General features: G+C 68.4%; 12 protein-coding genes. 7 read left to right on the plus strand and 5 right to left on the minus strand.

The window, feature by feature from the left end:
* Positions 1 to 23 precede the first annotated feature (23 nt).
* The 3 genes from ACSFA7_RS07435 to ACSFA7_RS07445 form a co-directional block, all read right to left on the minus strand.
* Positions 24 to 557 (minus strand): endonuclease V, encoded by a 534-nt coding sequence (locus ACSFA7_RS07435; RefSeq protein ID WP_435498776.1) that lies wholly within the window; start codon positions 555 to 557, stop codon positions 24 to 26.
* A complete protein-coding gene (locus tag ACSFA7_RS07440; protein WP_435498777.1) occupies positions 554 to 1,159 on the minus strand; it encodes a 2'-5' RNA ligase family protein in 606 nt (201 codons plus the stop codon). The genes ACSFA7_RS07435 and ACSFA7_RS07440 overlap by 4 nt, the downstream gene beginning before the upstream one ends.
* Positions 1,160 to 1,240: 81 nt before the next feature.
* On the minus strand, positions 1,241 to 2,143 hold the full coding sequence (locus ACSFA7_RS07445; RefSeq protein WP_435498778.1) for a LysR family transcriptional regulator: 903 nt from the start codon (positions 2,141 to 2,143) through the stop codon (positions 1,241 to 1,243).
* Positions 2,144 to 2,273: 130 nt separating this feature from the next.
* Here ACSFA7_RS07445 and ACSFA7_RS07450 point away from each other — a divergent pair, with 130 nt between their 5' ends.
* On the plus strand, positions 2,274 to 3,140 hold the full coding sequence (locus ACSFA7_RS07450) for a pirin family protein (protein ID WP_435498779.1): 867 nt from the start codon (positions 2,274 to 2,276) through the stop codon (positions 3,138 to 3,140).
* A gap of 42 nt (positions 3,141 to 3,182) precedes the next feature.
* On the opposite strand, the gene ACSFA7_RS07455 is transcribed toward ACSFA7_RS07450, so the two are convergent.
* Positions 3,183 to 4,121, minus strand: a complete 939-nt coding sequence (locus tag ACSFA7_RS07455) for a LysR family transcriptional regulator (protein ID WP_435498780.1) — start codon at positions 4,119 to 4,121, stop codon at positions 3,183 to 3,185.
* Positions 4,122 to 4,244: 123 nt separating this feature from the next.
* Here ACSFA7_RS07455 and ACSFA7_RS07460 point away from each other — a divergent pair, with 123 nt between their 5' ends.
* From ACSFA7_RS07460 to ACSFA7_RS07485, 6 genes are all read left to right on the plus strand, one after another.
* Positions 4,245 to 5,726, plus strand: coding sequence for a short-chain fatty acid transporter (locus ACSFA7_RS07460; RefSeq protein ID WP_435498781.1), 1,482 nt, complete (start codon positions 4,245 to 4,247; stop codon positions 5,724 to 5,726).
* Between the two features lie 17 nt (positions 5,727 to 5,743).
* Positions 5,744 to 9,022 carry a molybdopterin-dependent oxidoreductase gene (locus ACSFA7_RS07465; RefSeq protein ID WP_435498782.1) on the plus strand — a complete coding sequence of 1,093 codons (3,279 nt, stop codon included), beginning with the start codon at positions 5,744 to 5,746 and terminating at the stop codon, positions 9,020 to 9,022.
* A gap of 26 nt (positions 9,023 to 9,048) precedes the next feature.
* Complete coding sequence (locus tag ACSFA7_RS07470) at positions 9,049 to 9,204, plus strand: 2Fe-2S iron-sulfur cluster-binding protein (protein WP_435498783.1); 156 nt, start codon at positions 9,049 to 9,051, stop codon at positions 9,202 to 9,204.
* Between the two features lie 30 nt (positions 9,205 to 9,234).
* Positions 9,235 to 10,179 (plus strand): bifunctional Delta(1)-pyrroline-2-carboxylate/Delta(1)-piperideine-2-carboxylate reductase, encoded by a 945-nt coding sequence (gene lhpI, locus ACSFA7_RS07475; RefSeq protein WP_435498784.1) that lies wholly within the window; start codon positions 9,235 to 9,237, stop codon positions 10,177 to 10,179.
* A 226-nt stretch (positions 10,180 to 10,405) separates the two neighbouring features.
* Complete coding sequence (locus ACSFA7_RS07480; RefSeq protein ID WP_435498785.1) at positions 10,406 to 10,999, plus strand: TetR/AcrR family transcriptional regulator; 594 nt, start codon at positions 10,406 to 10,408, stop codon at positions 10,997 to 10,999.
* A 64-nt stretch (positions 11,000 to 11,063) separates the two neighbouring features.
* Positions 11,064 to 12,101 carry an MBL fold metallo-hydrolase gene (locus ACSFA7_RS07485; protein ID WP_435498786.1) on the plus strand — a complete coding sequence of 346 codons (1,038 nt, stop codon included), beginning with the start codon at positions 11,064 to 11,066 and terminating at the stop codon, positions 12,099 to 12,101.
* Positions 12,102 to 12,125: 24 nt separating this feature from the next.
* Here the strand turns inward: ACSFA7_RS07485 and guaA are convergent, their stop codons facing one another.
* Positions 12,126 to 13,742 carry a glutamine-hydrolyzing GMP synthase gene (guaA, locus tag ACSFA7_RS07490; RefSeq protein WP_435498787.1) on the minus strand — a complete coding sequence of 539 codons (1,617 nt, stop codon included), beginning with the start codon at positions 13,740 to 13,742 and terminating at the stop codon, positions 12,126 to 12,128.
* Between the last annotated feature and the right edge of the window lie 2 nt (positions 13,743 to 13,744).

A 13,744-nucleotide genomic window follows, 5' to 3' on the forward strand; every position in this document is an offset into this window, starting at 1 on the left:
TTGTACGCGCGATAGAAATTTTTCTAGTCGCTCGTCCCGATGCGGTCCGGCATGGCCGACTGGCGCGCAAGCTGGTCGACCGCACGCAACAAGGTCGGCACGCGGTACTCGCCATGCATGCGCTTCACCTCGGCGGCCGCAGCGGCGAGGTCGATGCCGATGGCCGTCACGAACAGCGGCGAGGTGCTCTGGCCGCGCAGTACCTCAATCACATCACTCGCGCTGCGGTAGGCGGTTTTCGCAACGCCGACCACGGGTACCTTGCAATCGAGCGCCTCGTGCAGATGCGCGCCCAGACCCGGATGCCCCAGCTCCAGCGACACATAGCCATCGACGATGACGATGTCCGCCAGCGGCCCTTCGCGCAGCACGCCCAGCAGGCACGGCAGCTCGCGGCGATAGAACTCGCCGGGTTGGTACTCGGCCACTTCGCGAAAGCCCGCGACAGCCTGCGTCTCTTCGCGTTCGGCCATCCACCCGCGAAACCAGAGGCCCGCGGCCACCGCCGTGTCGGCGCGGTAGTCGACGTCGAGGCAGACGATGAGCGGCTCGCTCATGCAGGCCACCGTCCGAGCACTTCGTGCACGCCCTCCCCGACGTGGCTGTCGATGAGTGCGAAGGAGCCCGCCGTCCAGCGCACCGGATCGATCGCATGCTTCTCGATCTTGCGCCGCGTGTACGCAACGGTCATGTGCGGCGTGAAGCTGCGATCGGGCCTGAGCCCTGCATCGGCCAGCGCTTCGCCCAGGCGCTGCCTGAAGTCCGCGAGCGCGGTGGTGCCCTCTTCGCCGCACAGCACGAACGCCTTGCTGTTCGCATAGGTCATGGCCTGGTCGAAGACGACGTCGAACGCAGGCGGCGCCACGGCAGCGGCCGCTTCGAGCGCCGCCTGCACCTTCTTGCGCGGTACCGTGTCGTAGCCGCCGAGATCGTGCAGCGTGACATGCAGCCGATGCGCCTCGCTCAACGTTCCTTTCAGCGAATGCCGGTCGTCGAGTTGCGCGCCGAGCGCGGCGATGGATGAGGCATCTTCGGCACTCGGAAAGATCGCGAGGAAGAGCGTGTGCGCCAGCGGCTCCTTGCGACGTGCCTTGGTTCGGGGTCGCGGCAGGGGCCGCGGCGGGGGATCGATTCCGGGAAGAAGAAGCTGTTCTGACATGCGTCGATCATCGCGCACGGCCGCCCTCTTCACGAGGCCTTCAGCAACGACAAAGGCCAGCGAACTGATCGTCGAGAGCGATCAGTCTTCATCCAGCGCCTGGAATCGCTCCGCCAGAAAGTCCACCAGCGCCCGCACCGCCGGCAGCAGCCCGCGGCGCGAGGCGAACACCACGTGGATGATTTCGCGCTGCGGCGCCCAGCCCGGGATCACGCGGACCAGTTCGCCGCGCTCGATCTGCTCGCGCACCATCATCGTGGGCAACTGCACCACGCCCACGCCGGCAACCGCAGCAGCGCGCAGGGCCAGCATGCCGCGCGTGACGAGGCGCGGCTGGTGGCGGATGGCGGCCTGCGTGCCGTCCGGGCCGATCAGGCTCCACACGTGCTCGTGCGCCGGCAGGCCCAGGTCCATGCTCGGCAGGCCCGCCAGGTCGGCAGGCACCTGGGGGATGCCGTTCGCCAACAAACGCGGGCAGGCCACCAGGCACTGCCCTCGCTCGGCGAGCACGCGCATCACCAGGTCGCTGTCCTCGATCGGCGGCGGACGCACGCGGACGGCCACGTCGATGCCCTCGCCCACCACGTCCACGCGGCGGTTGGTTTCTTCCAGGTGGATCTCCACGCGCGGATGCGCAACCATGAACGCCGCCAGCATGTCGGCGATGCGCGCATCGAGCAGCGCCACCGGGCAGGTCATGCGCACGATGCCGCACGGCTCGGCATGGGTCAGCGCGATGGCTTCGTCGGCGGCGTCGGCCTCCACCAGCATCGCCTTGCAGTGGCCGTAGTAGGTCTGGCCGGTCTCGGTGACCGCAAAGCGCCGCGTGGACCGCTGGATCAGGCGCGTGCCCAGACGCTCTTCCAGCAGCGCAATGCGCCGGCTCAACTTGGATTTGGGCATGCCCAGCGCGCGCCCGGCCGGTGCGAAGCCGCGGTGGTCCACCACCTCCACGAAGTAGTAGAGGTCGTTCAGGTCTTTCATGGCAAACCGCCTTCATCGTTCCTTGAATAGGACTCTGATGGCAAATAGCGACCGCTACCGCCTTCATCGTTCAGCCCATATCTCTATCCATCGGCCAGGAGCTTCCTCCTGGCGACACAAGGAGATGAAGATGAAGAAAGTCCTCGGTGTCTACAGCGCCCCTCGTCCGCACTGGGTGGGCGACGGTTTTCCGGTGCGTTCGCTGTTCGGCTACGAAGGCCTGGGCAAGCACCTGAGCCCGTTCCTGCTGCTGGACCACGCGGCACCGACGCCCTTCGAGCCGGCGGTGCGCCCGCGCGGCGTCGGCCAGCATCCGCACCGCGGTTTCGAGACCGTGACCATCGTCTACCAGGGCGAGCTGGAACATAAGGATTCCACCGGCGCGGGCGGGTTGATCGGCCCCGGCGACGTGCAATGGATGACCGCCGGCGGCGGCATCCTGCACGAGGAGTTCCACTCGCGCGCCTTCACCGAACGCGGCGGCACCATCGAGATGGTGCAGCTCTGGGTCAACCTGCCCGCGAAGGACAAGACGGCCGAGCCGGGCTACCAGACCCTGCTGGATGCGCAGATCCCGTCGGTGGACCTGCCCGGCGGCGCTGGCCGGGTGCGGGTGATCGCCGGGGAATTCGACGGGCATCGCGGCCCGGCGCGGACCTTCACGCCGATGGACGTGTGGGACCTGCGCATCGGCCAGGGCGGCATCGGCCGGTTCGACGCGAAGGAAGGCCATACGCTGGCGCTGGTCGTCCTGCACGGCACGGTGCTGGTCAACGGCGCGACCGTTGCGCGCGAGGGGCAACTGGTGCATCTGGACCGCGCCGGCAGCGGCGTGGAGATCGAGGCCAACAGCGATGCGACCGTGCTGTGGCTGTCGGGCGAGCCGATCGACGAGCCTGTGGTGGGCTACGGCCCGTTCGTGATGAACAGCGAGGACGAGATCCGCCAGGCCATGGCCGACTTCAACAGCGGCCGCTTCGGACGCATGCCGGCCTGAGCGATCGAGCCCCCGCGTCGAAAGAAGACGCGGGGGCTTTGTTCATGGGCCGTCGCCGGCTCGCAGATCAGACTCCCGCGTCACCGTCTTGGCCAGCAGCCGCAAGGTGCTCGCACACGCAGCGACCGCCTCGGACAGGACGCCGCTGCGCCGGTAGGCCAGCCCCAGGTCCATCGACGGCACCGCGCCCGCCATCGCCGTGCGGCGAATGCGTCCGCCGTCGTGCGACCACGGGCGAAACACCAGGTCCGACAGGATCGTCACGCCGACGTTCTGCGCGACCAGGCTGCGCACGGCCTCGATCGACTTGGTCCGGAACACGACCTTGGGCTCGAGCTTCGCCGCGCCCCAGTAGCGGCCCACGGTCTCCACGTGCTCGTCCATGTCGAGCAGCACGAAGGGAAGCTGTGCGATCTCCCGCAACGACACCGACTGCCCGGTGGCCAATGGATGGTCGAGGGAGGTCCACAGGCGACGCTGCGACTTCAGCAGGTTCTCGCGCCGGATGTCGGGCGCCTGCGAGAGGTTCGAGACGAGCACCACGGCCAGGTCGAACTCGCCGCGGCGCAGCCCTGCCTCGATCTCCTCGCGGTTGCGTTCGACCGGCTCGAACTCGATCAGCGGCAACTGCCGGCGCATGGCGCCGATGATCTTCGGCAGCATGTATTCGGACACCGTGTCCGTGATGGCGATCCGCACGCGCCCCTCGACGGAAGACGCCGAGCCGTGGGTCTCCTCCATCGCCACTTCCAGCGTGCGCAGGATGTGCTGCGCGTGGCGCAGAAAGCCTTCGCCGTGCACCGTGAGCCGCAGCCCGTCGGAGTGCCGCGTGAACAGTTGGACCTTCAGCGCGGTCTCGAGATTGCGCAGCGAGGTCGTCAACGAGGGCTGGCTCACATAGCAACGCTGCGCCGCGCGCGAGACCTGCCCGGTGTGGGCCGTGGCGACGAAGTGCTGCAGCTGCTTGATCGTGATCGACATAGATCAATCCTATATCACTCTATTGATATTCAATATTTGAATTGATGATGCTGTTCGCCCATAGTCGCCCCGCACGACATCCCGGGCGCGAAAGACGCCCCAGGCCCAGCCACTGGAGACACCATGCCCTCGACATCAAGAACAGCCCCCGGGCAAGACGCCCTGCTCCCTTCCGCCGCGCACCTCAGCCCTGCGGGTGCCGGCCTCCTGAGCCGCCTGGGCCTGCGCTTCACCGCCTGGGCCGAGCGCTGGTTCCCCGATGCCTACATGTTCGCGGCCATCGCCGCGGCGCTGGTGGCGGTCGCGGCACTGGTCAATGGATCGAGCCCGCTGGTCGTGGCCAAGTCCTTCGGCGACGGCTTCTGGAGCCTGATCGTCTTCACGATGCAGATGGCGCTGGTCGCGATCGGCGGCTACGTGGTGGCGACCTCGCCGCCGGCCGCGCGCTTCATCGGCCGCCTGGCGGCAGTGCCCGTGTCGGGACGCCAGGCCATCGCCTATGTGGCGGCGATCAGCATGATCCTGTCGCTCTTCAACTGGGGCATCTCGCTGATCTTCAGCGCGCTCTACGTGCGCGCCCTGGCGCGCCGGACCGAACTGCGCATGGACTACCGCGCCGCCGGTGCGGCCGCCTATCTCGGGCTGGGAGCGACCTGGGCGCTCGGCATGAGCTCCTCGGCGGCGCAACTGCAGGCGAACGCCGCCAGCCTGCCCAAGAGCATCCTCGACATCACCGGCGTGATTCCATTCAGCCAGACCATCTTCCTGTGGCAGTCGATGGTCATGGCGCTAGTGCTGATCACCGTCTCGGTCGCGATCGCGCTCTGGTCCGCGCCCACGGCCGAAAACGCGGTCACGGCGCAGGACCTCGGCATCGACCTGGCCGAAGCCAAGGCGGCTTCCGACGCAACCGCCGCGCGGCGCCCCGGCGAATGGCTCGAGCGCAGCCCGCTGCTTACCCTGCTGCTGTGCGCCCTCGGCTTCGGTTGGCTCGCGCAGGAGTTCATGGCCAAGAGCCCGCTGATCGCGATCGCGGGGCTCAACACCTACAACCTGCTGTTCCTGATGATCGGCATGCTGCTGCACTGGCGCCCGCGCAGCTTTCTCGACGCCGTGTCGCGCTCGGTGCCCTCGACCGCGGGCGTGATCATCCAGTTCCCGCTCTACGGCGCCATCGCGGCCATGCTGACCGCCGCCAAGGGCGATGGCGGCCACACGCTGTCGGACCGCATCGCGCACCTGTTCGTGAGCATCTCCAGCGTCGACAGCTTCGCGGTGGTGATGGGCGCGTACTCCGCCATCCTGGGCTTCTTCATTCCCTCGGGCGGCGGCAAGTGGATCATCGAGGCGCCCTACGTCATGCAGGCGGCCAATGAACTGAAGGTCCACCTCGGATGGGCGGTGCAGGTCTACAACGCGGCCGAGGCGCTGCCCAACCTGATCAACCCGTTCTGGATGCTTCCACTGCTGGGGGTGCTCTCGCTGAAGGCGCGCGACATCGTCGGCTTCACCTTCCTGCAGTTGCTGGTCCACGCGCCGCTGGTGCTCTTCATGCTGTGGTTCCTGGGCCGCACGCTGAGCTACGTTGCGCCCGTGATGCCGTGAGCGGGCCGGACGCTTCGATGGACGCGGCCACGACGGAAATCAAGCGCGGCTACTGCACGCTCTGCCGCTCGCGCTGCGGCACGCTCAACGAGGTGCGCAGTGACATGCTGGTGTCGGTGCGCCCCGACACGGCGCATCCGACCGGCCAGGCGATGTGCATGAAGGGCAAGGCCGCGCCCGAGCTGGTGCACAGCCCGCACCGCGTGCTGCATCCCATGCGCCGCACGCGGCCCAAGGGCGATCCGGATCCGGGCTGGGTGCGCATCGGCTGGGAAGAGGCGCTGGCCGAGGCCGCGCAGCGCCTGGGCGCCATCAGGGCCGAGAGCGGCGCCGAATCGGTGGTGTTCGCGGTCACCACGCCGAGCGGTACGCCGCTGTCCGACAGCATCGACTGGATCGAGCGCTTCGTGCGCCTCTTCGGCAGCCCCAACATCTGCTATGCGACCGAGGTCTGCAACTGGCACAAGGACTTCGCCCATGCCTTCACCTTCGGCTGCGGCATGCCGCCGGCCGACTATGCCCAGGCCGAGCTGATCGTGCTGTGGGGCCACAACCCCACGAACACCTGGCTGGCCCAGGCCAACGCCATCGCGAAGGGCCGCGCGAAAGGCGCGCGGCTGATCGTGGTCGATCCGCGTCCCACGGCGCTGGCGCGCCAGGCCGATGTGTGGCTGCCGGTGCGGCCCGGCACCGATGCGGCGCTCGCGCTCGGGCTGATCCGCCTGCTGATCGAGGACGACCGCTTCGATGCGGCCTTCGTGCGCGACTGGACCAACGCGCCGCTGCTGGTGCGCGACGACGACGGGCATCTGCTGCGCGAGCGTGACCTGCGGCCCGATGCCGAGGGCGACCGCTTCATGGTCTGGAGCGATGCGGACCAGGGGGCAGTGCCTTACGACACCGCTCGGGCCGCACAAGCTCAAGGCTCGGCCCACTTCCGCCTGCGCGGTGCTGTCACGCTGACGGCGAAGAACGGCCAGCGCCTCGCCTGCCGCCCGGCCTTCGATCTGCTGGCCCAGGCCTGCGCCGCCTGGAAGCCACAGGAGGTGGAACGCATCACCGGCGTGCCCGAAGCCCCGCTGCGCGCCGCGGCCGAACTGTTCGGCGGCGGGCACCGCACGGCCTATCACGCCTGGACCGGCATCGGCCAGCACACCAACGCGACCCAGTCGGAACGCGCGGTCGCCACCCTGTACGCGCTGTGCGGCAGCTTCGATCGCATCGGCGGCAACCGCGTGCGCACCGGTCCGCGCGTCGACACGGTCAATGCGCTCTCGCTGCTGCCCGCTGCGCAGCGCGCGAAGGCGCTCGGCCTGAAGGAACGGCCGATCGGGCCGCCTGCCCATGGCTGGGTGACCGCGCGCGACACCTATCGCGCGATCGTCGAGGGCGAGCCGTACAAGGTGCGCGCGATGATGGCCTTCGGCACCAACCTGCCGGTTTCGCAGGCCGACACCGCGCTCGCGCAGCAGGCGCTGTCGCAGCTCGAGTTCCACGTGCACTGCGACCTGTTCGAAACACCGGCCGCGCGCTACGCCGACATCCTGCTGCCGATCAACACGCCCTGGGAGCGCGAGGGCCTGCGCGTCGGCTTCGAGATCGACGACCGCGCGGCCGGCTGGGTGCAACTGCGCCAGCGCATGGTGGCGCCGCGCGGGGAATCGCGCTCCGACAACGAGGTGCTGTTCGATCTCGCGCGCCGGCTCGGCATGGGCGACGAATTCTTCGGCGGCAGCCTGGAGGCCGGGTGGAACCACGTCCTCGAGCCGCTGGGGCTCACAGTGGCGCAGTTGCGCGAGCGGCCCGAAGGCGTGGCTTGCGACATCGACGCGGGCGAGCGGAAATACGCGCGCGACACCCCGACTGGCGTGCGAGGCTTCGACACGCCCACGCGCCGCGTCGAGCTCTATTCCGAAACCCTGCTGCGCCACGGCCAGCCGCCCGTGGCGACCTTCGTCGAGCCCGCCGACACGCCGCGCGACGCCAGCGCGACCGGACACGGCCGCTTCCCCTATGTGCTGAGCTCGGCCAAGAACGGCCTCTACTGCCACAGCCAGCATCGCAGCCTGCCCTCGCTGCGCAGGCGTGCCCCCGAGCCGGTGGCCGAACTGAGCCCCGCGCTCGCGAAGGCCAAGGACATCGTCGAGGGCGACTGGCTGCGCATCCGCACGCGCGTGGGCGATGCCCGCTTCGTCGCGCGCATCACGCCCGGCCTGGCGGACGATCTCGTCGTGGCCGAGTTCGGCTGGTGGCAGGGCTGCTCCGAACTGGACCGCGACGGCCTGCCGCTGGACGGTGCGCTGGGCAGCAATTTCAACGCGCTGATCTCGGCCGACCATTGCGACCCGATCAGCGGCTCGGTGCCGCACCGCTCCTTTCTCTGCGACATCGAACGCGATGCCGCCACGGCGCTGCGACAGCGCTCATGGACGGGCACGCGCCGCTTTCGAATCGACGAACTGCGGCCCGAGGCCGAGGGCGTGCTGGGCATTCGCTTCGCGCCGATCGACGACGCGCCCCTGCCCGACTACCGGCCCGGCCAGCATGTCGAACTGAAGCTCGATCTCGGCGACGGTACCCCAGTCTCGCGTGCCTATTCGCTCACCGGTGCGGCCGAGCAAGAGGATCGGCGCGGCTACAGCATCGCGGTGCGGCACCAGCGCGGCCGTGCGGCCGACGGCACGCCGTACCAGGGGCGCATGTCGGGCCATCTGCACCGCGACCTGAAGCTCGGCGACACAGTCGAACTGCGGGCGCCGTCCGGCGGCTTCGTGATTCCCCGCCGTTCGCCCCAGCCGCTGGTCCTGTTCGCGGGCGGCATCGGCATCACCCCGTTCATCAGCCTGCTCGAGTCGCTGCCCGATGGCGCGGACGGCCCCGCCATCCGGCTCTACTACGCCAACCAGAACAGCGCGACGCACGCCTTTCGCGAACGCATCGCGCAGCACCGCGCACGCCTGCCCCGGCTGCAGGTGATCGACCACTACAACGCGCCGCTGCCCGAGGACCGCCTCGGCATCGAGTACCAGTCGGATCAGTACATCGATGCCGGCGTGGTCGACGACGCGCTGATCGCGCAACGGGCCCGCTTCTACCTCTGCGGCCCGCCCGCCATGATGGACAGCGTCATCACAGGACTGGTGGCGCGCGGCGTTCCGCGCTTCGACATCTTCAGCGAGGTGTTCCGCTCTCCCGCCGCGCCGCCGGTGGACGGTCCTCAGCAGTTCGACGTCCGCTTCGCGCGCTCGGGCCGCGGGCCGGTCTCACGTGGACGCCCAGGCAGGGCACGCTGCTGAGCTTTGGCGAATCGCTCGGCCTGCAGATGCCCAGCGGCTGCCGCGTGGGGCAATGCGAAAGCTGCGCCGTGCGCCTGATCGCCGGCAAGGTGTCTCACCTGCACGGCCGTGAACCCGAAGACCCGACCGTGTGCCTGACATGCCAGGCCGTGCCGCTCGAACACCTCGTGCTCGATGCATGAGCCCCGCCCTCCGTTTTCACTTCAAGCCCCATGAAAATCATCGATACCGAAAGCACCCGCCACGCCCTGCGCTTCGAGCGCCTCATTCCCGCGCTGCGCGACATGTTCGTCGCCGGCTGCGAAGTGCCGTTGCGGCATGTGCACACGCTCCAGAACCAGGCCGCGCAACCGGGCGGGACCGTGCTGATCATGCCGGCGTGGCAAGAGGACCGCTACCTGGGCATCAAGACGGTCAACATCTTCCCCGGCAACGCCGAACGCGGCCTGCCCGGACTGTTCTCGACCTACATGCTCTACGACGCGCGCACCGGCGAGCCGCTGGCACAGATCGATGGCAACGAGATCACCTCGCGCCGTACCGCTGCCGCGTCGGCCCTTGCCGCGTCCTACCTCGCGCCCGCGCAGGCGCGCAGCCTGCTCGTCGTGGGCTGCGGCCGCGTCGGCGGCCTGGTGCCAGAGGCCTGTCGCACCGTGCGCCCCATCGAACGCGTGACGGTCTGGGATCGCAACGAAGTCGCGGCGAAGGCGCTCGCCGCACGCCTCCATGCGCAAGGTTTCGATGCGTTCGTCGCCGCCGACCTCGGCCAGGCCGCGGGCGAAGCCGACATCGTGAGCTGCGCCACGCTCGCGACGCAGCCGGTGATCGAAGGCGCATGGTTGGGAACGCGCAGCCACCTCGACCTGATCGGCAGCTTCACGCCGCAGATGCGCGAGGCCGACGATGCTTCGTTCGTCGGCGCGAAGCTCTTCATCGACACGCGGGAGGCACTGCAGAAGAGCGGCGAACTGCTCGGGCCGATGTCGCGCGGCGTGTTCACGGCCGCGGACGTGGCGGGAGACCTGGCCGACCTCGCCAGCGGCCGGGTCCAGGGACGAACCGAGTCCGACGGACGGACCGTCTTCAAGGCCGTGGGCACGGCGCTCGAGGACCTCGCGGCGGCGATCCTCGTCTATGAGAGCGCCGACGCGGCGTGAGACGTTGATCTCGACTCATTGGACCAAGTTGACAAAATAGATCAATACTGTAAAGTTCGACGCCTGTCCTAGCGGATTGGCGGCACGAGCTACGTGGTGCGCCGACCGGCGGGGCCTTGAACATCCACCCTCATCGCCGAACTCGCCCTATGCCTTCGCTGTCCCCCATTTCCGTCGGCCTCGCTCTTGCGATGCCCGTTGCGCGCCGCGCTGGAGCGCCCCGCTGATGGCCGCCGCTCCCGACAGGCGCATTGCGATCATGGAAGCCGCGCTCGGCGTCTTCCTGCGCTACGGCTACCGCAAGACGTCGATGGACGACCTCGCGCGCGCCGCCGGCATTTCCCGCCAGGGCCTCTACCTGCACTTCACGTCGAAGGACGAGCTCTTCAAGGAAGCCGTCACCTGGTTCGCGCAGCAGGGCCTCGCGGCCATGCGGGCCGCACTGGCGCGGGAGGACCTGCCGATCGAGGAACGACTGATCGGTGCCTTCGCGGCGCTGCATGCGCAGAACGACGGCTCTCAGATGTCGCTGGAACACATGGGCGAGATCGTTGCGACCGCGCGCGAACTCGTCGGTCCGGTGCTGGAAGAGTTCGATCAGGTCGTGCCCAAGGAGCTCGCGCGGGCGATCCAGTCGGCCGGGACCGCCGTGCCCTGGCGCGCCGCGGGCCTCACGGCCAAGTCGCTCGCACAGCACCTGTACGCGGCCTCGCACGGCCTCAAGCACTACGCCCGGACGCCGGCCGAGTACCAGGCCGGCATCCGCATCGCCGTGCGCCTGGTGTGCGGCGGACCGGCGCCGGCTGCGCCTCGATCGTGAGCTTCTTCGAATGAAGCGCAAGCCCTCTCACCTTCGCCAACTTTTCTTGATCGGAGTCATCGCCATGTCCACCTCTTCGCTCTGCGCCTGCGGTCCGCGCCTCGCAGCCAACCCAAAGTCACCGCAGCAGCGCGACGGCATCTACCGCAACGTCGTGCCGCGCGCGCCGATGGGTTTCCTGAAGACCGTCGCGATCGGCTGGCAGTTCCTGACCGGCAAGAGCGACACGACCGTGCCGAGCACGCCGATTCCGGTGCGCCCGCTGACGACGGCCGCACTCCTCGAGGCGCCGGACGGCAGCCTGTACCGCCTCGGCCATTCGACCTTGCTGCTCAAGCTGGACGGCGAGTTCTGGCTCACCGACCCGGTCTTCTCCGAGCGCGCGTCGCCGGTGCAGTGGGCCGGCCCGAAGCGATTCCATGCGACGCCGATCGACATCGACGCCCTGCCGCCGATCAAGGGCGTGATCCTCTCGCACGACCACTTCGACCACCTGGACCGTGCGGCCATCGCGCGGCTCGCGCCGAAGGTCGAAGTGTTCATCACGCCGCTCGGCGTGGGCGAGCGCCTGATCGCGTGGGGCGTCGATCCGGCTCGGGTCCGGCAGCTCGACTGGTGGGAGGAAACGAAGGTCGGCGGCGTCCGGCTGGCAGCGGTGCCGGCGCAGCACTTCTCGGGCCGCACCCTGCTCGACGAAGACCGCACGCTCTGGGCGTCGTGGGTGATCATGGCCGGCGATCTGCGGATTTTCTTCAGCGGCGACACCGGCTACCACGCCGACTTCAAGACCATCGGCGACCGCTACGGCCCCTTCGACATGACGATGATCGAGACTGGCGCGTACGACAAGCAGTGGGCCGACGTTCACATGCAGCCGGAAGAGACGCTGCAGGCGCATCTGGACCTGCGGGGGCGTTGGCTGCTGCCGGTGCACAACGGGACGTTCGACCTGGCGCTGCATCCCTGGGACGAGCCGTTCGAGCGGATTCAAGCGCTGGCGAAGGCGCGTGATGTGAAGCTGGCTACGCCGATGATGGGCGAGCGCGTGGCACTCGAGGCGCCGCAGGCGGGCGGTGCGTGGTGGGTGCGCGCCAAGGACTGAGCCTCTGAGCGTGCACCCGGCGGATCACTCCCACTCGATCGTCGCCGGCGGCTTGCTCGACACGTCGTAGGTCACGCGGTTGATGCCGCGCACCTCATTGATGATGCGGCCCGATACCTTCTTGAGCAGCGCATACGGCAGCTCCGCCCAGTCGGCCGTCATGAAGTCGCTGGTCTGCACGGCGCGCAGTGCGACGACGTAGTCGTAGGTGCGGCCGTCGCCCATCACCCCCACGCTCTTGACGGGCAGGAACACGGTGAAGGCCTGGCTCGTGAGGTCGTACCAGGTCTTGCCGCTCTCGTCCTTGAAGTTGCGCAGCTCCTCGATGAAGATCGCGTCGGCGCGGCGCAGCAGGTCGGCGTATTCTTTCTTCACTTCGCCCAGGATGCGCACGCCCAGGCCCGGGCCGGGGAACGGATGACGGTAGACCATCTCCGGCGGCAGGCCGAGCGCCACGCCGAGTTCGCGCACTTCGTCCTTGAACAAATCGCGCAGCGGTTCGAGCAGCTTCAGGCCCAGTTGCTCGGGCAGGCCACCCACGTTGTGGTGGCTCTTGATGGTGACGGCCTTCTTGCTCTTCGCGCCCCCCGATTCGATGACGTCAGGGTAGATCGTGCCCTGTGCGAGGAAGGTCGCGCCCTTGTGGCCGCCATCGCCGGCCTTGAGTTTCGCGGCTTCCTGCTTGAACACGGTGACGAACTCGCCGCCGATGATCTTGCGCTTGGCTTCAGGGTCGCTCACGCCCGCGAGCTTGCCGAGGAACAGGTCGCTGGCGTCCACGCGAATCACCTTCGCGTGCAGCTTGCCTTCGAACATTTCCATGACCATGTCGCCTTCGTTCAGGCGCAGAAGGCCATGGTCGACGAAAACGCAGGTCAGCTGGTCGCCGATGGCGCGGTGGATGAGCGCGGCGGCCACGCTCGAATCCACACCGCCCGAGAGGCCGAGGATGACTTCTTCATCGCCCACCTGCTCGCGGATCTTCTGCACGGCTTCGGCGATGTGATCGCGCATCACCCAGTCGGGCTTGGCTTCGCAGATGCCGAGCACGAAGCGCTCGATGATCGCCTTGCCCTGCACCGTGTGCGTGACTTCGGGGTGGAACTGCAGCGCGTAGTAGCGGCGCGCCTCGTCGGCCATGCCGGCGATGGGGCAGCTGTCGGTGCTCGCCATGAGCTTGAATCCCGGGGGCAGCTCGGTGACCTTGTCGCCATGGCTCATCCACACGTTGAGCATGCCGTGGCCTTCGGGCGTGGTGAAGTCGGTGATGTCCTTCAGCAGCGCGGTGTGGCCATGCGCACGCACGGCGGCGAAGCCGAACTCGCGCTTGTGACCGCCTTCGACCTTGCCGCCCAACTGGTGCGCCATGGTCTGCATGCCGTAGCAGATGCCGAGCACCGGAATGCCGAGGTCGAACACCGCTTGCGGGCACTTGTCCGTGGTTTCCTCGTACACGCTGGCGTGGCTGCCCGAAAGGATCACGCCCTTCAAGTGGCCGTCGGCGGCGTATTCGCGCACCCATCCGTCGGTGACGTCGCAGGGATGCACTTCGCTCAGCACATGCGCCTCGCGCACGCGGCGTGCAATGAGCTGCGTGACTTGCGAGCCGAAGTCGAGGATAAGGATCTTGTCGTGTTGCATGG

The organism is Variovorax trehalosi (assembly GCF_051216415.1).
GTDB lineage: Bacteria > Pseudomonadota > Gammaproteobacteria > Burkholderiales > Burkholderiaceae_C > Variovorax.

Bases quoted from the DNA above. Each gene is read 5' to 3' on its own strand.
- ACSFA7_RS07435 (WP_435498776.1), bottom strand. From the start codon at position 557: ATGAGCGAGCCGCTCATCGTCTGCCTCGACGTCGACTACCGCGCCGAC.
- ACSFA7_RS07470 (WP_435498783.1), top strand. From the start codon at position 9,049: ATGCCCAGCGGCTGCCGCGTGGGGCAATGCGAAAGCTGCGCCGTGCGC.
- ACSFA7_RS07440 (WP_435498777.1), bottom strand. From the start codon at position 1,159: ATGTCAGAACAGCTTCTTCTTCCCGGAATCGATCCCCCGCCGCGGCCC.
- ACSFA7_RS07465 (WP_435498782.1), top strand. From the start codon at position 5,744: ATGGACGCGGCCACGACGGAAATCAAGCGCGGCTACTGCACGCTCTGC.
- ACSFA7_RS07455 (WP_435498780.1), bottom strand. From the start codon at position 4,121: ATGTCGATCACGATCAAGCAGCTGCAGCACTTCGTCGCCACGGCCCAC.
- ACSFA7_RS07485 (WP_435498786.1), top strand. From the start codon at position 11,064: ATGTCCACCTCTTCGCTCTGCGCCTGCGGTCCGCGCCTCGCAGCCAAC.
- guaA (WP_435498787.1), bottom strand. From the start codon at position 13,742: ATGCAACACGACAAGATCCTTATCCTCGACTTCGGCTCGCAAGTCACG.
- ACSFA7_RS07445 (WP_435498778.1), bottom strand. From the start codon at position 2,143: ATGAAAGACCTGAACGACCTCTACTACTTCGTGGAGGTGGTGGACCAC.
- ACSFA7_RS07450 (WP_435498779.1), top strand. From the start codon at position 2,274: ATGAAGAAAGTCCTCGGTGTCTACAGCGCCCCTCGTCCGCACTGGGTG.
- lhpI (WP_435498784.1), top strand. From the start codon at position 9,235: ATGAAAATCATCGATACCGAAAGCACCCGCCACGCCCTGCGCTTCGAG.
- ACSFA7_RS07460 (WP_435498781.1), top strand. From the start codon at position 4,245: ATGCCCTCGACATCAAGAACAGCCCCCGGGCAAGACGCCCTGCTCCCT.
- ACSFA7_RS07480 (WP_435498785.1), top strand. From the start codon at position 10,406: ATGGCCGCCGCTCCCGACAGGCGCATTGCGATCATGGAAGCCGCGCTC.